Consider the following 19,247-nt stretch of genomic DNA (forward strand, 5'->3'; position numbering starts at 1 on the left):
AACTGACCACCAGCAGCACGAAGCCGCCAAGCGCACGCGTTGCGTAGCGCCTCTCGTAGTACAGATAAAACAGGGCCGTGATCAGCGCAAACAGCACGAACACTTCGTACAGATTGCTGACCGGAATGTGGCCGATGTCGGGCCCAAGCAAATGGCCCTCGCGCCAGCGAACCAGCAGGCCCGTGCTGCCGGCATACACCGCGCTCCAGGTCAGCACCGTGCCGAGCCATGCCGCAGTCTTGCTGACAAAGCCTATCCAGTAGCAAATGGTGGCCAAAAAGAACAGGGCGCACATCCACAAGATGGCCGACTGCGACGAGAACAGATATTTAAGCAAAAAAACCGTTTCCGAACGGGTGATGTCGCCCTGACCCAGGCCGCCCCCATCGCTGTACAACCAGATGGCGAACAGGGCCGACAAGCCACAGGCGACCATCAGGGTGCGCAGCGGCCTCCAGAGCCAGCCCATCCAGGCGAAACCCAGCACCGACCCGGCCAGAATGATTTTTTCGTAGTAGTCCATGCTGTCGCCAAAGGCGAACAAGGCATAGGCTGCGCCGGCCACCAGCAGCAGGAAGAAAGCCACGTCGGTCCAGTCAGGCTTGCCCCTTTGGCCCCGGGCGTCGCCGCTGGCGGACATGGTTTCGTGCCACATGGGAGCGTTGTAGGTCGATTCAGACATGAGGAAACCTCGTTACGTGGTCAAACGCCGGAACGCATCCCGGAAACGTTCAAACTCTTGATTGAAATCCAGGTTGCGCCGCTGTGATGTCATGGCGGCCTGCAAACGACTGCCGCGCCCATCGGGAACGATCCAGACCCATATGCGCCGATCGCGGATATAAAACATGGAGAACACGCCTATGACCAGGAACAGACACCCCAGGTATACAGTATTTTTACCCGGACTGCGGGCGATTTGGAAGACGCTGGCCTGCACTTCTTCGAAGCTGTTAAGCGACAGGAATATCGGCGCCGGATAATTTGGCAGATTGGCCAGAGCCAGCAACGACAGCCTGAGCCAATCTGCGCCCTCTTGAGAGTCGGTGTTGGCCTCTAGACCACGGCGCGCCCTGTCGATATCGTACAGCTCGGAAAGGGTCAGCTGAATCATGGGCACGGCAAAGCCCAACACGCTTTCGCGCTCTGCTTCGGGCACGCGTTCGATCAGGGCGTCGAAGCCTTGCCGCGCAAACGCCTCTATGGCGCCCAGCGCCGCTTTTTGCAGCAAAGGGCGCTGGGCGTCGCTGCCCGCATTCTGCTCGGCGAAGCGGGTGGCGGCCAACTGGCGCAGGGCCGGGTCTTGCAGCGCGGCCCGCAGATGCATGAATTCGGCCAGCGAGTTATCTGCGTCGGCGGGAATGCGCATGTAGCGGTAGTCTTCCGCCTCAGACTGCCTTACACCCGCCAGAAAGACCCAATGGCCATCAAGCTCGATGGGCAGCATGTAGTTATTGAATTCGTGCGCCTGGCCATCGCGGCCGATGACGCGATACTGCACACTGGGCCCGACGTTGCGCAGATGCTCGTTCGACGCTCCCGCGGCGCTTCCGGTTACGGACGCCACGTGCTCGATCATGGCTTTGGGCTGGGGTTCAACACCGGGCGCCATGTTCTCGACGTTGATCACTCGCAGCCCCGACATATCCACTGCCACGGTCTGCCGGCCCCCCTGTTCGTCGCCCAAGGTGATTTCGCTATTTTGCCCGACTGTGCCTTCAACCTGGAACGGTTTGCTTCCGGCGCCTTCGAGCGGATAGGCCGTCAATTTGAGATGACTGCCTCCGTCGTCCAGGCTGGACTGATAGACGGTAACGCCCTTGTAGCGCAACGGCTCGTTCACTTCGATCAGGCTGTCAAAGGTTTCGTCGGTATCCGGGTCGTTGACTTCGACATAGCTCTTGAACGAGCTGGGCATGCCGGTGGAATAGTAAGTTACCTCGAACTTGTTGAGCTTGATCGAGAACGGCAGGGGCTGAACCAGCACGCCCTCGCCGACGGCAACGATGCCGCTTGCGCTGCGGCTGCCTTCGGGCAAAAGCATATTGGAACGGTAGCTGGGGTTTGCCGCCGAGAGCCGGCCCGAAGCGGGCACCTCAGAGATAAGCATGTTCTCGGTAATGGGCGCCTTGCCGCCAAGCCACACTTGCAATCGCACCGGCAGTTCGCTGTCAAGCAGGCCGCCCACCGCAATGACCACGATGGCCGCATGCGCGAAAATGTAGCCCAGCCGGTTGGCCGCGCCTTTTTTGGCCGCCAACATCACCGACTCGCCGTCGTGGCGCGTTTTGTACCGATAGCCGTGCGCTTCGAGCCAGGGACCGATCTTTTGTAGCGCCTGTTCGGGTGAATCAGCTGATTCCGCCTCGACGCGGTGATGAAAGGCGCGCAAGCTGCTGCCGCGCACGTATTCGCGAAATGAACGCATATCGCGCAACATCTTGGGCGTGTTGCGCATCAGGCAGATGCTGGTGGACACCACCAAAAAAGCCATGATCAGCAAAAACCACCAGCTGTTATACACGTGCCAGATGGCAAATTTGTCGAACAATTCGAACCAGAACGGGCCGAACTGGTCGATATAGCTATTGGCCACCTGGTTCTGCGCAAGTACCGTTCCGATGATGCTGGCCACGCAGATGAACATCAACAGGCTGACGGCAAACCGCATTGAACCAAGCAGTTCGATCAGATCGGCGCCGAAGCTTCGCAGAGAGTTGGTTTGATTCACAAGTTCGTATTCAAAAAATACCGCAGCGCCGTATAGACCGCAGCCAATGGGCGTCCATGACAAAAAGGGGAGCGCCGGCGCGCCGGCTCCCCCCTTCTGATTGACCGGTCGGCGCCGTTTTGGTTCTGGCGCCGGACCGAAACTACACTTTAGCGCAGTCCCGCTGCGTAGTCTGCCACGGCCGCGATGTCGGAATCGGACATGCGATCAGCAATGTCGTGCATGATGGCGTTGGCGCGATCATTACTACGGAACAGCCTGAGCTGGTCTGCTATGTAGCCGGGGAACTGGCCCGACAGACGGGGGAATTCACCCGGCACACCCGCGCCGTTGGGCGAATGGCAGCCCGCGCAGGAAGGCACGCGCTTGTCGGGAATGCCGCCGCGCCAGATTTCTTGACCGCGCTGCATGGTTGCTTCGTTCGTAGCGGTGGCCGCCGTTTCATAGTCGAGCTTCTGCTGGCCCAAATAGTAGGAAACGTTCTGGATGTCTTCATCGGTAAGCGGCGCGGCCATGGGCGTCATGACCGAGGGTGCGCCATCGGGGCCGGTGCGTTTGGCCGGCTTGTCGTCATCGGGCTTGAAGTCGTGAAGCTGGCGGGCGATGTATTCGTGCGCCTGGCCGGCCAGATTGGGGTTTACTGGAAGGGTGCTGTTGCCGGCCGCGCCATGACAGCTTGCACAGGAAACAATACCACGGCCCATGTCGCCGTCGACATATAGGGCCTCGCCCTTGGCTGCATCGGGCTTGGCGCCGGCTTCTTGCGCATAGCCTACGGAAACCGCGGAACAGCCAAGCATCACGCCGCTGATAATTAATATTCTGGAAAGCACACGCTTCATGAAAACCTCGACGGATCGCTTATTCGATCTTGGCGCCGACCGTGGCCGGCTTGAAATGTCAAATTTTCGGGCCCACAACAGGCCCGTACAAAATGACCGCAACAGTTTCAAATCCGAAATTATACAATAGCGGTTGAATCAAACTGCCCAGGCCTCACATTGTCCATCCTGCATCGCGCTACTTTTACCGTTTCGGCCGCACGCCTCGACCAGTTGCCGCCCCCCACCACCGCCGAGGTCGCCTTTGTGGGCCGGTCAAATGCCGGCAAATCATCGGCTATAAATGTACTGGCCAACCAAAGGCGGCTTGCATTCTCCAGCAAGACACCGGGGCGTACCCGCCTGATTAATTTCTTCGGCATTCCCGACCCGATCGAGCCCGGGCAGTCGCTGGGTTTTCTGGTCGACCTGCCGGGCTACGGCTATGCTTCGGTCGCCCGAGAGGCGCGTGAAGAGTGGGCCGATGTCCTGGGCGGCTATCTGCAGCAACGAGAGTCGCTGGCCGGCATTGTCTTGCTGCTCGACATTCGCCGCGGCCTCACAGAACTCGACCGTCGCCTTGCACATTGGATAGCTCCCACGGGTCGTCCAGTGCTGGCGCTGCTGACCAAGGCCGATAAGTTCCCCTATGGCCAAAGGCTTAAGGCGGTGGCGGCCATCAGAAAAGAATTGACCGAGCTGGGCTCGCTCACCGCCCTGCCTTTTTCAGCCACCCACCGCATCGGGCTCGAAGAAGCCACCGCCCACATTGAAAACTGGATTTCTCCCAAGGTCGTGCCATGACACAATTTTTGCCCTCAGTTGATTTTCCGTCCTCGCGCCCGCGCCGCAACCGCCACGATGACTTCACCCGGCGCCTGGTGCGCGAACACAGCCTCAGCGCCGACGATCTCATTTATCCGGTCTTCGTCACAGAGGGCAGCAATGTGCGCCAGCCGGTGCCCTCCATGCCCGACGTCGTGCGTTACTCGCCCGACACCTTGCTTCCCGTGGCCGAAGAGTGCGTCAGGCTGGGCATACCTGTCATGGCGCTGTTTCCGGCCATTGAAGACAACTTGAAAACGCCCGACGGCATCGAGGCCGCCAACCCCGACGGCCTCATTCCGCGCACCGTGGCAGCCATCAAGCAGCGCTTTCCTGAGCTTGGCGTGCTTACCGACGTTGCGCTCGACCCCTACACCAGCCACGGCCAGGATGGCGTCATCGACGACGAAGGCTATGTTCTGAACGAACCGACGGTAGAGGTCCTGGTCAAGCAGGCGCTGGTGCAGGCCCAGGCGGGCGTGGATATTGTCGCCCCCAGCGACATGATGGATGGCCGCATCGGCGCGGTACGGCGTGCGCTTGAAGCGCAAAACCATATCCACACGCGCATCATGGCCTACTCGGCCAAGTACGCCAGCGCCTTCTACGGCCCCTTCCGGGACGCCGTCGGCTCGTCCGCCAACCTGGGCAAGTCGAATAAGGCCACCTACCAGATGGACCCCGCCAACCGAAACGAGGCTTTACGCGAAGTAGCGGCCGACATTCGCGAGGGCGCGGACATGGTGATGGTAAAACCGGGCATGCCCTACCTGGACGTGCTGCGCGACGTCAAGCAAGCCTTTGGCATGCCCACCTTCGCCTACCAGGTAAGCGGCGAATACGCCATGCTCAAGGCGGCGGCCGCCAATGGCTGGCTGGACCACGACAAAGTGGTCATGGAGTCTTTACTGGCCTTCAAGCGCGCCGGCGGCGACGGCATACTCACCTACTTCGCCGTGCATGCGGCCAAGCTGTTGAAAGCCTGAAGCGCGGCATCTTACTATTACCCCGCTTTCTTCAATACCTCGTCCAGCACTGCGCCGAAGCGTTCGGCGTTTTGGAAACCGATCACACGATCGGCCAGTTCAGCCCCTTGCCGGTCAAAGAAGATGATTCCGGGAGGGCCGAATAAATTGAAGCGGCGCAATAGTTCGCGGTCATCCGGCGTATTGGCGGTTACGTCGGCCTGGACCAGAAGAAACTCGCCCATGCGCCGCGCCACCTGTGGCTCGCTGAATGTAAAACGCTCCATCTCGATGCACGAGATGCACCAATCGGCATAGAAATCGAGCATCACGGGCCGATCAGATTCAGCCACCAACTGGTCAAGTTCGGCCACGGACGCAACCCGCTGGAATTCGGGCGCCTGCGCCGCCGCGGGCACACCGCCGGATGCAATCGAGGCAGGCGCTGTAAAAGCCGCCAGCGGCCTGAGAACGTCTCGTGCTCCGGCGGCCAAACCCACCAAGAGCAATATCGACCATACGGCCAACAGCAGCCCGGCCGCGCGCAACACGCTGCGCCATAGGCCCGTGGCGCCGGTGGACACCGGCAGGCCCCCACGCCGCCCGAATACACCCAGCAAGACAGCACTACACATCGCCAGGAAGGCCCAGCCCAGCATGCCCAACCAGGCGGGCGCCACAGGCCGCAGCATCCACCAGGCAGTGGCCAGCAGCAACATGCCGAAGAACTGCTTGACCCCATCCATCCAGGGGCCGGCGCGCGGCATCAGCGCACCCGAGGTGGCTCCCAGCACCAACAGCAAGGCGCCCTGGCCCCAAGCCATGGCAAACAAGGCGCTGCCGCCCAGGACCACGTCGCCGGTCTGGGAAATGAACAGCAAGACACCAGCCAAGGGCGCCGCCACGCACGGCCCGACAATCAACGCCGACACCATGCCCAGCAGGAAGGCGCCGCCCCATCGCCCCCCGGGTATGCGCGAGGCCCTTTCACTAAGCCCCGATTGAAGCCGCGCAGGAGCCTGGAAGGTGTAGACATCGAACATGGCCAGGGCCAGCAAGGCCAGCAGCAAGGCGAATACAGCCAGCACCCAAGGTGTCTGCAGCCAAGCGGCCAGGCTGGCCCCGACCAGGCCCGCTGCAACGCCCAGTATGGTGTAAACCACCGACATGCCCAAGACATAGCAGGCGGCCAGACCGAGACCGCGCCACCGGCCGGCAGCGCCACGGCTACGCGCGTCGCCGACGACCACTGCCATCACGATGGGAACCATGGGCAGCACGCAAGGCGTGAATGTAAGCAGCAGCCCGAACAACAGGGCCAATCCGATCAGTTCGAACCAGCCGATGCCGGCCAGATAAGACGCCAGCCCGGTATCGCCCAGGCTCAATACCCCGCCTGTACCCTGGCCCTGTGCGCTTGCTGCGGCGGAGGTTTGCCTGGCAATTTCGTCTTGCGGAGGCGGCACGCTTTCCACCACGCCCTCTCCCTGCACCAGGTAGCCCTGATCGACCGGCACAAGCTGCAGGGCGAAGGTCATCGGCGGGTAGCATAATCCGGCATTGGCACAGCCCTGGCCGGTAATGCGCAAGGGCACTGGCTGGGTTGCGCCCGCCTGCAAGGGCAGGCGTATCGTGACCTGGTCGTGGTAGACCTCCATGTTCTCATCGAAGGTGGGGTCATATTTGACCAAGCCGCGCGGATAGATGGGTTCGCCCGCAACGGGAGCGTCAACCTCGAAAGAGAAGCGCTCTCGGTACATGTAATAGTCGGGCGCGATGCGAAAATGCACGTGCAGTTCGGTGGGGTTCTCCATGGCTGCCGCCAAGACGAATGCCTCGGCCGGGTCAAGGAACTCGTCTTGCGCCTGCGCCGGCCCTGCCGGCAAGGCCGCAGCGACCACAAGCGCAAGCGCCATCCATAGAACCTGCACCGCCTTGCCTGCCTGACGAAACTGCGGGAATAACCAGCCGCAACCACGCGCCCCTGCATTGCCACGCCAACCTGCAGGGCTTAACCTCGACAACATTCGCTTTTCCTTATGCCTGGCCGCAACCCTAGGATCGCGCCGACGTTTGCTCTCGCACCCAGTCCAGGTATGGCTGGGCCCCACCCGCAACCGGCATGACCAGTATTTCGGGCACTTCGTAGGGATGCAATTCAGTGAGACGATCAGTCATGGCAGGTAGAGCCGACTGGGTCGTCTTGATGACCAGGGGAATTTCCTCGGCTCCTTCGAGCTTGCCCTCCCACATATACATGGACAATGCGGGCGCGCCAAGGTTCACGCAGGCAGCCAGGCCCTCTTCGACCAGCATGTGCGCGATGCGCTTGGCCAGCAACTGATCGGGAGCATTGCTTAATACCACCACTACGTCGTGCGCCATGGGCATCCCCCTTTTCGGAAACTCGTGAAATCAGCCCATTTTAGCGGTTTGGTCGAAACCCCATCGGCGGGAGGGTTCAGGCAGCCAGGATCATGTCGAGGACAGCGGCGGATAAATCACTTTGTGAATCGGCCCACTCGCACAGAAGATCAAAATGATTGCATTGAGGCACATGAACCCGGTTAACGCCCAGGCCGGCCGCGCGACACGCCGCCTCGTATGCGGTGGTTTGATTCTTGAAGCCTTCGGTTTCCAGCCCCCCGACCGCCAGCACTACCGGCAGCCCCGCACGCGGCAAGTGGTGCAAAGGGCTGACCCGAGCCGTTTGGTCAGCGTGAAGTTGCAGCCACTCGTTCGGCGCGATCTGGCATAAGGGGGCCAGCTCGTATAAGCCGCTAAGGCCGGCAAGCCCCTTGACCACGTCTTCAGGCAGACCGTACAAAGACGCCCAGCCCTGCGCCGTGGCCATGGCTGCCAGGTGCGCGCCGGCCGAGCTGCCGCCCACGTACAGCCGGTTTGGGTCAATGCCGTACTGCAGGCCATTGCGATACAGCCAAGCCACGGCGCTGCGTACTTGCCTGACCACCTCGGGCAAAGTGGCTTCGGGCAACAAGGTGTACTCGAGCGTGCAAACTGCAACGCCGGCCTGCGTAAAGGGCTTCACCATGATGGGGGCGTCTTCTTTGGCCTGAGACCGCCAATAGCCCCCATGTATGAAGATGAAGACCGGCGCGGGTTGCTTGCCCAGCACGGTGGGAAACACGTCAAGACGCTCGGCTGCCGCCTGGCCGTACTGCAGGTCGTAAAGGCCCACGCAATCCCGGTTCACTTCTCGTGCAAGGCGGGCGTACTGCGCCACGCAAGCGTCGAAATCGGCGACGGAGCCGCGGGCGTCGTATTGCCGGCCTCGCTCGGCCAGATCCGCAAAATAAAGATCTGCGCCCTGGCCTGACTTATTGTGCTGTTGCAATGCCCGCCCCGACTCAGTTCATTTCGCATTCGGCCGCGAATGCGTCCCGCTGTTCGCTCAACACCTTGGACAGCACCGTGGGCATCAAGTCGCCGTTCTCATCCGCCTCAATCTTGGCAAGATAGTAGTCTTGAATGGGATGGTGGTTGGTGTCGAAGGCAAAGTTGCCCCGCACCGACTTGAAGTCGGCTTTTTGCAATGCTTCGCGGAATTCGTCAGCACGGCTCAGGTCGCCGTCGACGGCTTTGAGGGCCGAGGCGATCAGCAATGCCGTGTCATAAGACAAGGCCCCGTAATGCGTGGGCACACGGCCGTACGCCTTCTTGAAGTCTTCGACAAACTGCTTGCTTTCCGGAATATCCAGCAGCGGGGACCACAGCGCGGTCGTGTACAGGCCTTCAGATGCGTCGCCGGTGGCCTGGATCATGCGTAAGTCCATTGAAAACACCGGAAGAAACATCGGGATGGTTTGTTTCAAGCCCGAGTTGGCGTATTGCTTGGCAAAGTTGATACCCGCCCCGCCAGGATGGAACTGGTAAATGGCGTCGGGGGCCAGGTCGCGCAAACGGGCCAGTTCAACCGAGAAATCCGATTGGTCGAGCTTGGTATAGATTTCAGCAGCCACCTCGCCCTTATACAAACGCTTGAAACCCGCAAGGGCGTCCCGCCCTGCCTGATAGCTTGGAGCCAGCAACGCCACATTCTTGAACCCTTGCGCGGTGGCGGCCTGCCCCGCCGCCGCATGCAGCGAGGTATTCTCAAACGACGCCACGAAATAATTTTTGTCGCAACGTTTGCCGGCAAACTGAGAAGGACCTGCGTTAAGGCTGACATAAAATGCGCCGTCTTTCAGAATGCTGGGCACTGCCGCCATCAATACGTTGGAAAAATTGATGCCCGTGAAAAGCTGTATGCCCTCTTGCAGCATTTTTTCGGCCGACTGCTTGCCGGTGGGCGGCTTGAGGCCATCGTCTTCAATCACCAACTGGACCGGCACACCGCCTAATTTGCCGCCTTCCTGATTAATAGCCAATTGAAAGGCGTCGCGCTGGTCTTCGCCTATGTAACCGGCTGGTGTCGACAAGGTGGTGATAAAGCCGATGCGTAGCGGGTCGGCCGCCGCAGCGGTTTGCGCCAAGCCAAGGCCAATAACGCCAAGGCATGCCAAAGTTAATTTGCCAAACATAATTTCCACCCTCTGTTCACTGGTCGACGACAAACGCTTCATGCGGAAACGCCCACCTGATTTTATAAAAAGTTATTCGTCTTCGAGATTCTATTTATTTTTATAAGATTAGGCAATGCCGTTGCCGGCCATTACCGGCAACAAACTCACCGCCAAAAGCAAACGCCCCACATCCGGACTGAGTCCGAACCTGGGGCGTTCGTTCAAGCGGAAGGCTTGACCGGGAAGCAGAGCCGCCGGCCGAAGCTGTTTTACTCGGCTTCGTCTTCGGTTTCTTCAAGCTCGGGACGGTCGACAAGCTCGATGAACGCCATGGGCGCGTTGTCGCCCTGACGGAAACCCATTTTCAGCACACGGGTATAACCGCCGTTGCGCTCTTTGTAGCGCGGGCCCACAACTTCGAACAACTTGGTTACTGCGTCGCGATCACGCAAGCGGGCAAAAGCCAGACGCCGGTTCGCAAGGGTGGGCTCTTTGCCCAGGGTGATAAGAGGCTCGACGACGCGGCGCAGCTCTTTGGCTTTGGGCAGCGTGGTCTTGATGGCTTCGTGGGTAAGCAGCGAAACGGCCATGTTGCGGAACATGGCGAGGCGATGCGAGCTGGTGCGATTGAGTTTACGCAAACCGTGACGGTGACGCATGATAATTTCCTTTGAATCTATGTTTGCGAAAATAGGTATTCGCGGTTACCGGCTCTTCTATCAGAAAATCTGCGGGCCGATGAAGGGGTAAAAATATACAACAAAAATTGGTGTTGCCAATGTGCCAAAGGCCTTTTCACAACAGCCCGGCGGCATCGAAAAGCCCGGCGCAAAACCATGCACCGGGCTCTTTACTGCTTAAGGACGCTCTAAACCCAGTGGCGGCCAATTCTCGAGCTTCATGCCCAAGGTAAGGCCGCGCGCGGCAAGAACTTCCTTGATTTCATTGAGCGACTTGCGACCCAGGTTGGGGGTCTTGAGCAGCTCGTTTTCGGTGCGCTGGATAAGATCACCGATGTAGTAGATGTTCTCGGCCTTGAGGCAGTTCGCCGAACGCACGGTAAGCTCGAGGTCGTCAACTGGACGCAGCAGCACGGGATCGATCTGCGGTGTGCCACGGGCAGGCGCCTCGTAGGAATCGCCCACACCTTCAAGCGCTGCAAACACCGAGATTTGGTCCATAAGGATGCGAGCCGACTGACGCACAGCTTCTTCAGGCGAAAGCACGCCGTTGGTCTCGATATCGAGAACCAGCTTGTCCAGGTCGGTGCGCTGCTCTACACGAGCGCTTTCGACGGCGTAGCTGACGCGACGAACCGGGCTGTAAGAGGCATCAAGCACGATGCGGCCAATGGTGTGCGAACGATCGTCGATCAAGGCGCGCACGTTGCCCGGCACATAGCCGCGGCCCTGCTCGACCTTGATATGCACTTCAAGCTTGCCGGCCTCTGTAAGGTTGGCAATGACGTGATCAGGGTTGATGATCTCGACGTCGTGCGGCAGTTCGATATCGGCCGCGGTAACCACGCCCTGGCCTTCTTTGCGCAGCACGAGCGTGACTTCGTCGCGGTTGTGCAGCTTGAACACCACGCCCTTCAGGTTAAGAAGGATGTCGACGACGTCTTCGCGCACGCCTGCAATGGTGGAGTACTCGTGCACGACACCAGTGATCTGCACCTCGGTGGGCGCATAACCCGTCATGGACGACAGCAGGATGCGACGCAGCGCATTACCCAGAGTATGGCCGTAGCCACGCTCGAACGGCTCCATGATCACGCGAGCGCGATTCTTGGTAACCGGCTCGACTTCGATAGAACGGGGTTTCAGAAAACCTTGAGACGACATGTGTGTTCCTTTTCAATACCCTCGGCTCGTTACACCGATAAGGCTGACGGATGGACCGCTTGTCATGCGGTAGCTGACACAGCCCAGGTTCCAGCAAACGGCTGAAACATGGGCTGCGAATTGATGCTGCAAATAATGTATGGCGCTTTAACGCGAATACAATTCGACGACCATCGACTCGTTGACATCGCGGGCGACGTCGGCGCGATCGGGTACCTGCTTGAACGTACCGGACAGCTTGCTGGAATCGACCTCAACCCACTGGGGGATGCCCTGGCCGGAAGCCAGATCGAGCGACTCGCGGATACGAAGCTGGCCCTTGGACTTCTCGCGGATGGAGATGATGTCGCCGGGCTTGACGATGATCGACGCGATGTCGGCGGTCTTGCCATTGAGTTCGACCGAACGGTGGTTGACCAATTGGCGCGCTTCAGCGCGGGTCGAACCAAAGCCCATGCGGTAGACAACGTTGTCCAGGCGCGACTCGAGCAGCTGGATGAGCGTTTCGCCGGTGTTGCCGCGGCGGCGTTCAGCCTCGGCGAAGTACTTGCGAAACTGCTTTTCAAGTACGCCGTACATGCGCTTGAGCTTTTGCTTTTCGCGCAATTGCAGGCCGAAGTCAGAAGTGCGGGCGCCCGAGATGCGGCCATGCTGGCCGGGCTTGGATTCGAGTTTGCATTTCGAATCGAGCGAACGACGCGCGCTCTTCAGGAATAGGTCGGTACCCTCGCGACGCGAGAGCTTGCATTTGGGTCCAATATAACGTGCCATGGTTTCCTCTTAGATGCGACGACGCTTGGGCGGACGGCAGCCATTGTGCGGAATGGGCGTGATGTCCGAGATGCTGGAGATCTTGATGCCCAGCGCGTTAAGCGCACGCACCGACGACTCGCGACCGGGGCCGGGGCCCTTGATGCGGACTTCAAGCGTCTTGATGCCGTATTCTTGAGCCAGGCGGCCGGCCGATTCCGCCGCGACCTGCGCGGCAAACGGCGTGGATTTCCGCGAGCCCTTGAAGCCGGCGCCACCCGAAGTCGCCCAGGAAAGCGTGTTGCCCTGGCGATCGGTAATGGTAATGATGGTGTTGTTGAAAGATGCGTGAACGTGCGCAATGCCGTCCGAAACGCTCTTTTTGACTTTTTTGCGCACACGCGAGGCGCTGCTGCTGGATGCTTTCGCCATCTTCTAATCCTCGATTATTTCTTCAGGGACGCGGCGGCACGGCGCGGACCCTTGCGGGTACGGGCATTGGTGCGCGTGCGTTGACCACGAACAGGCAGGCCACGCTTGTGACGCATGCCGCGATAGGTTCCCAGGTCGATCAGACGCTTGATCGAAAGTTGTACTTCGCGACGCAGATCGCCTTCGACGGTGAACACGTTGACGTGTTCGCGAATACGCTCCAGCTCGGCATCGGTAAGGTCTTTTACCTTCTTGGAGTATTCGATGCCGGACGCCTCGCAGATTTTGCGTGCGCGCGTGCGACCGATGCCAAAAATAGCGGTGAGACCGATTTCGGCGTGCTTATGCGGCGGAATGTTGATGCCAGCGATACGGGCCATGACTGTTCCTTGTTTAAATCTGTTGCGCTGCGGCCATTAGCCTTGGCGCTGCTTGTGACGCGGGTCGGTGCAAATAACACGCACCACGCCGTGACGTTTAATGATTTTGCAGTGGCGGCAAATCCGCTTTACCGATGCCATTACCTTCATGGTTGACTCCTAGTTTCCTTTGTTCCGGCCGCTTATTTAGAGCGGAATATAATCCTGGCGCGAGACAGATCATAGGGCGTGAGCTCCACTGTGACCTTGTCACCCGGCAAAATCCGGATGTAATGCATGCGCATCTTGCCCGAAATGTGGCCTAACACTACATGGCCATTTTCCAACTTGACGCGAAAAGTAGCGTTGGGGAGGTTTTCGAGAACCTCTCCTTGCATTTGTATGACGTCGTCTTTTGCCATTTGTGTTCTTCTTACCGCATTGGCATTCCCGCACCCTTGAAGTTCGCCTTCTTGAGCAGCGAGTCGTACTGGTGAGACATCATGTAAGCCTGTGCCTGGGCCATGAAATCCATAGCCACGACCACAATAATTAGCAACGAAGTGCCACCAAAATAGAACGGTACATTCCAGCGCATCTGCATGAACTCGGGCAACAAACACACCAATGTGATGTAAATGGCCCCGGCCAGCGTCAAGCGCATGAGTATCTTGTCAACATACCGGGACGTTTGTTCGCCCGGACGGATACCCGGAATAAAAGCGCCGCTCTTCTTCAGGTTGTCTGCGGTTTCGCGGCTGTTAAATACCAGAGCCGTATAGAAGAAGCAGAAGAAAATGATCAGCGCCGAAAACAATGTTACATACAACGGCTGGTGCGGCGCCAAAGCAGCGGCCAAATCACCCAGCCAGCGCATGTTCGGGTTGCTGGAGAACCAGCTTGTTACTGTTGCAGGCAGCAAAATAATGGACGAAGCGAAAATGGGCGGAATGACCCCGGACATGTTCAGCTTCAGGGGCAAATGCGAACTTTGCCCGCCATAGACTTTGTTTCCGACCTGCCGCTTGGCGTAATTGACGGTAATGCGTCGTTGGCCACGCTCGACAAACACGACGAAGTAGGTAACCGCCACCACCAGCACCAGGATGAACAGCGCCGACAGGATCGACATTGCATCAGTGCGCACCAGATCAAGCATGCCCGTTAATGCGCTGGGCAGTCCCGCCACAATACCGGCGAAGATGATGATGGAAATACCGTTGCCAATGCCGCGTTCGGTAATCTGCTCGCCCAGCCACATGACGAACATGGTGCCGGTAACCAGCGAAACTATCGTGGTAAAGCGAAACAGCATGCCTGGGTCTATAACCAGGCCCGGCTGCGATTCCAGCGCGACCGAAATGCCCACTGCCTGGACCAACGCCAGCAACACCGTGCCATAGCGCGTGTACTGCGTGATCTTGCGACGACCCGATTCGCCTTCTTTCTTGATGGCTTCGAGCGTCGGCACCACCACAGCCATCAGCTGCATGATAATGGCAGCCGAGATATACGGCATGATGCCCAGAGCGAACACTGAGAAACGCTCGAGCGCACCGCCGGAGAACATGTTGAACAGGCCCAGAATGCCGCCCTGGTTCTGTTGAAACATCTCGGACAGTGCGTCGGGGTTGATGCCCGGCACGGGAATGTGCGTGCCAAGACGGTATACCACCAGGGCGAGCAGCAGGAAGACAAGACGGCGTTTGAGATCGCCGTACTTTGCCCCCGCTTTATTCTGTGCCTGAGCTTTAGCCACCCGCTACCCCTTAAGCCAGCGAACCGCCGGCGGCCTCGATTGCCGCACGCGCACCCGCCGTGGCGCCCACGCCCTTGAGCACGACCTTGCGGGTCAGCTCGCCGGACTTGATGACTTTGGCGTAACGCACGCTTTGGCCGATGACGCCGGCCTGCTTGAGAACCTGAACGTCGATTTCATCGACGGGCAGAGCTTCAAGATCGGACAGGCGAACCTCGGCACGCAGCATTTGAGTGCGAGAAGTAAAACCACGCTTGGGCAGGCGACGGTACAAAGGCATTTGACCGCCTTCGAAACCGACCTTATGGAAACCGCCGGAACGCGACTTCTGACCTTTGTGGCCTCGGCCGGCGGTTTTACCCAGGCCGGAACCAATACCCCGGCCGACTCGGCGCTTGGGGTGTTTGCTGCCGGCGGCCGGCTGCAGTGTGTTCAGTTGAGTTTCTGACATCCCGATTCCTTTCAGGCTTCCGAGACGGTAACGAGGTAATCCACTTTACGGATCATCCCACGCACCTCGGGAGTATCGACCAGCACGCGACTACTGTTCAGACCACGCAGGCCCAGGCCGCGAACCGTGTCGCGATGGGATTGCTTGGTGCCGATGACAGAGCGCACGAGCGTTACTTTGATTTGCTTCTGTGTCGTCATGACTTACCCCAGAATTTCTTCGACCGACTTGCCGCGTTTGGCGGCGACATCAGACGGAGTCGAACATGCCCGCAAGCCATTGAGCGTGGCTCGAACCATGTTGTATGGGTTGCTGGAACCGAGGCTTTTGGCCACGACGTTGCGTACGCCCATGACTTCGAAGATGGCGCGCATCGGGCCGCCGGCGATTACGCCGGTACCTTCAGCGGCGGGCGAGATAAGTACGGTGGCTGCACCGTGCTTGCCCACTACGCTGTGATGCAGCGTGCCGTTCTTCAGGGGCACCTTGTACAAGCCGCGACGGGCCTGTTCCATGGCTTTCTGTACAGCAACGGGCACTTCGCGGGCCTTGCCCTTGCCCATGCCGATACGGCCATCGCCGTCGCCCACCACGGTCAGCGCAGCAAAGCTCATGGTGCGACCACCCTTGACCACTTTGCTGACGCGGTTGACCGCGATCATTTTTTCGCGCATGCCGTCGTCGTTTTCTTTCTCGACGTGCTTACCTTGTGCTTTAGCCATTTGATAATCCTTCTTAGAACTTCAGGCCGGCTTCGCGCGCGGCATCGGCCAACGCCTTCACGCGGCCATGGTAACGGAAGCCCGAACGGTCGAAGGCGACCTGTTCGATACCGGCAGCCTTGGCTTTTTCGGCCACGCGCTTGCCAACCAGACCCGCGGCAGCGACATTTGCGCCGTTGGTGTTCTGGCTCGCGAGTTCTTTGCGAACCTCGGGCTCGAGCGTGGATGCGCTAACGAGCACACGATCGCCTTCCGGCGAGATGATGTTTGCGTATATGTGCAGATTCGAGCGGAAAACCGACAGGCGATGTACACGCAGTTCGGTGATTTTCCGTCGGCTCGATACCGCACGACGCAAACGGGAGATTTTCTTGTCCATGATTCGTCCTTGCCTGCGCGCTTATTTCTTCTTGGTTTCTTTCATGATGACACGCTCGTCGGCATAGCGCACGCCCTTACCCTTGTAGGGTTCCGGACGGCGATAGGCGCGGATTTCAGCCGCCACCTGGCCCACGACCTGCTTGTCGGCGCCCTTGACCACGACCTCGGTCGGGGTGGGGCATTCGATCTTGATGCCTTCAGGCATCTCGTGCAGGATGTCATGCGAGAAACCGAGTTGGAGTTTCAGCGCGTTGCCTTGCACCTGAGCGCGGAAACCCACGCCCACCAGGTTCAATTTACGCTCGAAGCCCTTGCTGACGCCGGTAACCATGTTGTTGACCAAGGCGCGTAAAGTGCCCGACATTGCATGTGCCTGGCGAGAATCGTTGGCCACGGCGAACGACAGCTGCTCGTTTTCGAGCTTGATGTCGACGTCGCCTGTGAGCGACTGGGTCAGGGTGCCCAAGGGACCCTTGACTGTGATCTGGTCGGCGTCGATCTTGGTTTCCACCCCTTTGGGCAGCGCAACCGGGTATTTTGCTATACGTGACATGTGGGTCTCCTTATGCAACGTAGCACAACACTTCGCCGCCAACGCCGGTGGCGCGAGCTTTGCGATCGGTCATCACGCCACGGGGCGTGGAAACAATAGCCACGCCCAAGCCGTTCATGACTTGAGGAATGGCCGAACGGCCCTTGTAGATACGCAGACCGGGGCGCGAGACGCGTTCGATGCGCTCGATGACCGGACGGCCGGCGTAGTACTTCAGGGTGATCTCGAGAACCGGCTTGGCCTGTTCCCCGACGATCTGGTAACTGTCGATGTAGCCTTCGTCCTTGAGCACGGTAGCAATAGCTACCTTCAGCTTCGAGGAGGGCATGCTGACCGACGTCTTGTTGACTTGCTGCGCGTTGCGCACGCGGGTCAACATGTCGGCGATGGGATCGCTCATGCTCATGTGTATTTCTCCTACCAGCTGGCTTTGGTCATGCCCGGGACTTCGCCACGCAGCGCCATTTCGCGCAGCTTGTGACGAGCCAAACCGAACTTGCTGTAAACACCGCGCGGACGGCCGGTTACCGCGCAACGGTTGCGCTGGCGGCTTGGGCTGGCGTTACGGGGCAGTTGCTGCAATTGCAGGCGAGCCTGGTAACGCTCTTCGTCAGACTTGGACTGATCGTTGATGATTGCTTTCAAAGCGGCACGCTTGGGAGCGTACTTTTCTGCCAATTTGGCGCGCTTGATGTCGCGATTAATGAGGGAAAGTTTTGCCACGTCATCGCCCCTTAGTTGCGAAACGGGAAGCTGAACGCTGTAAGCAGCGCCTTGGCTTCATCGTCGGTCTTGGCGGTGGTGGTGATGCTGATATTCATACCACGAACCGCGTCGATCTTGTCGTATTCGATTTCAGGGAAAATGATTTGCTCTTTAACCCCGATGTTGTAGTTGCCGCGCCCATCGAACGCACGCCCCGACACGCCACGGAAGTCGCGAACGCGCGGCAGCGCGACGGCGATCAGGCGGTCGAGAAATTCGTACATGCGGCGGCCACGCAAGGTGACCATGCAGCCGATGGGATAGTCTTCGCGGATTTTGAACCCGGCGATAGACTTGCGTGTCTTGGTGACCACGGGCCGTTGGCCGGCGATCTTGGTAAGGTCGGCAACAGCGTGCTCAATGACCTTTTTATCGGCCACTGCTTCCGACACGCCCATGTTGAGCGTGATCTTGCTGATGCGCGGCACTTCCATCACGCTTTTGTAGCCGAACTGAGATTGCAAGTCGGCCATGACTTTGTCGCGGTAGAACTCTTGTAAACGAGCCATGTTGTCAGCCCCTTATGCCTTAGCGCCAACGACTGCGCCGCTGGAACGAAATACACGAACCTTGCGGCCGTCGACTTCTTTGAACCCGACGCGATCGGCCTTGCCGGTCTCGGGGTTGAAGAGAGCCACATTCGAGATATGGATAGGCATGGTTTTATCGATGATGCCGCCCTGCGTACCGGCCATCGGATTAGGCTTGACGTGCTTCTTTACGACGTTGACGCCTTCGACCACAACGTGATCGGCATCAACACGGCGCAGCACGGTGCCGCGGCGGGTTTTGTCGCGACCGGTCAGTACAATGACCTCGTCGCCTTTGCGGATTTTTTCCATGATGGCTCCTTACAGCACTTCTGGAGCCAGGGACACGATCTTCATGAACTTATCCGTGCGCAGTTCGCGCGTGACGGGTCCGAAGATGCGGGTGCCGATGGGTTCCAGTTTAGCGTTGAGCAAAACGGCGGCGTTGCCACCAAACTTAATCAACGAGCCGTCTTTGCGGCGCACGCCCTTAGCGGTACGAACCACTACTGCGTTGTAAATTTCGCCTTTCTTGACGCGACCGCGCGGGGCCGCATCCTTGACGCTAACTTTAATCACGTCGCCAATTGCGGCGTAACGGCGCTTTGAGCCACCCAACACCTTGATGCACATTACAGAACGCGCACCTGTGTTGTCGGCCACGCCCAGCGTGGTTTGCATTTGTATCATGATTTTTCCTGTTCCAACTTAGCCAGGCTGCCACCGAAGCAATTTGCCCGGCAAGGCCGCCCAACCAGTTTTGGTCCCGTCAGATTCAAGGCCGGCCGCTTAAAAGCTGCTGCTGCCTGCTGTTTCCAGTTGCAGCGTAAGTTTCA

General features: G+C 59.0%; 26 protein-coding genes and 1 pseudogene. 2 read left to right on the top strand and 25 right to left on the bottom strand.

The features are described from left to right. The 3 genes and pseudogenes from ACIY1O_RS14400 to ACIY1O_RS14410 all read right to left on the bottom strand — a co-directional run. Positions 1-682, bottom strand: a pseudogene (locus tag ACIY1O_RS14400) (c-type cytochrome biogenesis protein CcsB); the annotation flags it as partial. A gap of 12 nt (positions 683-694) precedes the next feature. Next, entirely contained in the window at positions 695-2,671 is a 1,977-nt protein-coding gene (locus ACIY1O_RS14405; protein ID WP_397475833.1) for a cytochrome c biogenesis protein ResB, read from the bottom strand. Between the two features lie 209 nt (positions 2,672-2,880). Further along, complete coding sequence (locus ACIY1O_RS14410) at positions 2,881-3,573, bottom strand: c-type cytochrome (RefSeq protein ID WP_397475792.1); 693 nt, start codon at positions 3,571-3,573, stop codon at positions 2,881-2,883. A 159-nt stretch (positions 3,574-3,732) separates the two neighbouring features. Between ACIY1O_RS14410 and yihA the strand changes: the two genes are divergently transcribed. Then, on the top strand, positions 3,733-4,356 hold the full coding sequence (gene yihA / locus ACIY1O_RS14415; protein WP_397475793.1) for a ribosome biogenesis GTP-binding protein YihA/YsxC: 624 nt from the start codon (positions 3,733-3,735) through the stop codon (positions 4,354-4,356). Then, positions 4,353-5,363 (top strand): porphobilinogen synthase, encoded by a 1,011-nt coding sequence (hemB, locus tag ACIY1O_RS14420; protein WP_397475794.1) that lies wholly within the window; start codon positions 4,353-4,355, stop codon positions 5,361-5,363. The genes yihA and hemB overlap by 4 nt, the downstream gene beginning before the upstream one ends. A gap of 17 nt (positions 5,364-5,380) precedes the next feature. Here hemB and dsbD read toward each other — a convergent pair whose 3' ends face one another. From dsbD to rplN, 22 genes are all read right to left on the bottom strand, one after another. Beyond that, positions 5,381-7,258 carry a protein-disulfide reductase DsbD gene (dsbD, locus tag ACIY1O_RS14425; RefSeq protein ID WP_397475834.1) on the bottom strand — a complete coding sequence of 626 codons (1,878 nt, stop codon included), beginning with the start codon at positions 7,256-7,258 and terminating at the stop codon, positions 5,381-5,383. 139 nt (positions 7,259-7,397) lie between these two features. Then, a complete protein-coding gene (gene cutA, locus ACIY1O_RS14430; RefSeq protein ID WP_397475795.1) occupies positions 7,398-7,727 on the bottom strand; it encodes a divalent-cation tolerance protein CutA in 330 nt (109 codons plus the stop codon). 76 nt (positions 7,728-7,803) lie between these two features. Next, positions 7,804-8,697, bottom strand: a complete 894-nt coding sequence (locus tag ACIY1O_RS14435) for an alpha/beta hydrolase (RefSeq protein ID WP_397475796.1) — start codon at positions 8,695-8,697, stop codon at positions 7,804-7,806. A 13-nt stretch (positions 8,698-8,710) separates the two neighbouring features. Beyond that, positions 8,711-9,883 (bottom strand): ABC transporter substrate-binding protein, encoded by a 1,173-nt coding sequence (locus ACIY1O_RS14440; RefSeq protein ID WP_397475835.1) that lies wholly within the window; start codon positions 9,881-9,883, stop codon positions 8,711-8,713. 251 nt (positions 9,884-10,134) lie between these two features. Further along, a complete protein-coding gene (gene rplQ / locus ACIY1O_RS14445; protein WP_397475797.1) occupies positions 10,135-10,524 on the bottom strand; it encodes a 50S ribosomal protein L17 in 390 nt (129 codons plus the stop codon). A gap of 198 nt (positions 10,525-10,722) precedes the next feature. Next, a complete protein-coding gene (locus ACIY1O_RS14450) occupies positions 10,723-11,709 on the bottom strand; it encodes a DNA-directed RNA polymerase subunit alpha (RefSeq protein ID WP_397475798.1) in 987 nt (328 codons plus the stop codon). Positions 11,710-11,856: 147 nt separating this feature from the next. Then, complete coding sequence (rpsD, locus tag ACIY1O_RS14455; protein WP_397475799.1) at positions 11,857-12,480, bottom strand: 30S ribosomal protein S4; 624 nt, start codon at positions 12,478-12,480, stop codon at positions 11,857-11,859. Positions 12,481-12,489: 9 nt separating this feature from the next. Continuing rightward, positions 12,490-12,891: a 30S ribosomal protein S11 gene (gene rpsK, locus ACIY1O_RS14460; RefSeq protein ID WP_397475800.1), complete on the bottom strand. Its 402-nt coding sequence runs from the start codon at positions 12,889-12,891 to the stop codon at positions 12,490-12,492. A gap of 14 nt (positions 12,892-12,905) precedes the next feature. After that, positions 12,906-13,271, bottom strand: a complete 366-nt coding sequence (rpsM, locus tag ACIY1O_RS14465; protein ID WP_017524020.1) for a 30S ribosomal protein S13 — start codon at positions 13,269-13,271, stop codon at positions 12,906-12,908. Between the two features lie 36 nt (positions 13,272-13,307). Further along, complete coding sequence (gene rpmJ, locus ACIY1O_RS14470; RefSeq protein ID WP_026349781.1) at positions 13,308-13,421, bottom strand: 50S ribosomal protein L36; 114 nt, start codon at positions 13,419-13,421, stop codon at positions 13,308-13,310. Between the two features lie 32 nt (positions 13,422-13,453). Continuing rightward, entirely contained in the window at positions 13,454-13,672 is a 219-nt protein-coding gene (gene infA / locus ACIY1O_RS14475) for a translation initiation factor IF-1 (protein WP_397475801.1), read from the bottom strand. An 11-nt stretch (positions 13,673-13,683) separates the two neighbouring features. Then, positions 13,684-15,009: a preprotein translocase subunit SecY gene (secY, locus tag ACIY1O_RS14480; RefSeq protein ID WP_397475802.1), complete on the bottom strand. Its 1,326-nt coding sequence runs from the start codon at positions 15,007-15,009 to the stop codon at positions 13,684-13,686. A gap of 10 nt (positions 15,010-15,019) precedes the next feature. Beyond that, positions 15,020-15,460 carry a 50S ribosomal protein L15 gene (rplO, locus tag ACIY1O_RS14485; protein ID WP_397475803.1) on the bottom strand — a complete coding sequence of 147 codons (441 nt, stop codon included), beginning with the start codon at positions 15,458-15,460 and terminating at the stop codon, positions 15,020-15,022. A gap of 11 nt (positions 15,461-15,471) precedes the next feature. Next, complete coding sequence (rpmD, locus tag ACIY1O_RS14490) at positions 15,472-15,660, bottom strand: 50S ribosomal protein L30 (RefSeq protein WP_017524017.1); 189 nt, start codon at positions 15,658-15,660, stop codon at positions 15,472-15,474. Positions 15,661-15,663: 3 nt separating this feature from the next. Then, positions 15,664-16,182 carry a 30S ribosomal protein S5 gene (rpsE, locus tag ACIY1O_RS14495; RefSeq protein WP_397475804.1) on the bottom strand — a complete coding sequence of 173 codons (519 nt, stop codon included), beginning with the start codon at positions 16,180-16,182 and terminating at the stop codon, positions 15,664-15,666. 13 nt (positions 16,183-16,195) lie between these two features. Beyond that, positions 16,196-16,561 (bottom strand): 50S ribosomal protein L18, encoded by a 366-nt coding sequence (rplR, locus tag ACIY1O_RS14500; RefSeq protein WP_397475805.1) that lies wholly within the window; start codon positions 16,559-16,561, stop codon positions 16,196-16,198. A gap of 21 nt (positions 16,562-16,582) precedes the next feature. Beyond that, the gene (gene rplF / locus ACIY1O_RS14505) at positions 16,583-17,116 is read right to left on the bottom strand and encodes a 50S ribosomal protein L6 (RefSeq protein WP_397475806.1); all 534 of its coding nucleotides are present in this window, start codon (positions 17,114-17,116) and stop codon (positions 16,583-16,585) included. Between the two features lie 10 nt (positions 17,117-17,126). Beyond that, a complete protein-coding gene (gene rpsH / locus ACIY1O_RS14510; protein WP_397475807.1) occupies positions 17,127-17,522 on the bottom strand; it encodes a 30S ribosomal protein S8 in 396 nt (131 codons plus the stop codon). 11 nt (positions 17,523-17,533) lie between these two features. Continuing rightward, positions 17,534-17,839 (bottom strand): 30S ribosomal protein S14, encoded by a 306-nt coding sequence (rpsN, locus tag ACIY1O_RS14515; RefSeq protein WP_397475808.1) that lies wholly within the window; start codon positions 17,837-17,839, stop codon positions 17,534-17,536. 11 nt (positions 17,840-17,850) lie between these two features. Then, entirely contained in the window at positions 17,851-18,390 is a 540-nt protein-coding gene (gene rplE / locus ACIY1O_RS14520) for a 50S ribosomal protein L5 (protein WP_397475809.1), read from the bottom strand. Between the two features lie 12 nt (positions 18,391-18,402). After that, positions 18,403-18,723, bottom strand: a complete 321-nt coding sequence (gene rplX / locus ACIY1O_RS14525; RefSeq protein ID WP_397475810.1) for a 50S ribosomal protein L24 — start codon at positions 18,721-18,723, stop codon at positions 18,403-18,405. A 9-nt stretch (positions 18,724-18,732) separates the two neighbouring features. Beyond that, a complete protein-coding gene (rplN, locus tag ACIY1O_RS14530) occupies positions 18,733-19,101 on the bottom strand; it encodes a 50S ribosomal protein L14 (RefSeq protein WP_397475811.1) in 369 nt (122 codons plus the stop codon). Positions 19,102-19,247 lie beyond the last annotated feature (146 nt).

It is taken from the genome of Pusillimonas sp., from assembly GCF_044464525.1.
Classification (GTDB): Bacteria; Pseudomonadota; Gammaproteobacteria; order Burkholderiales; family Burkholderiaceae_B; genus Pusillimonas.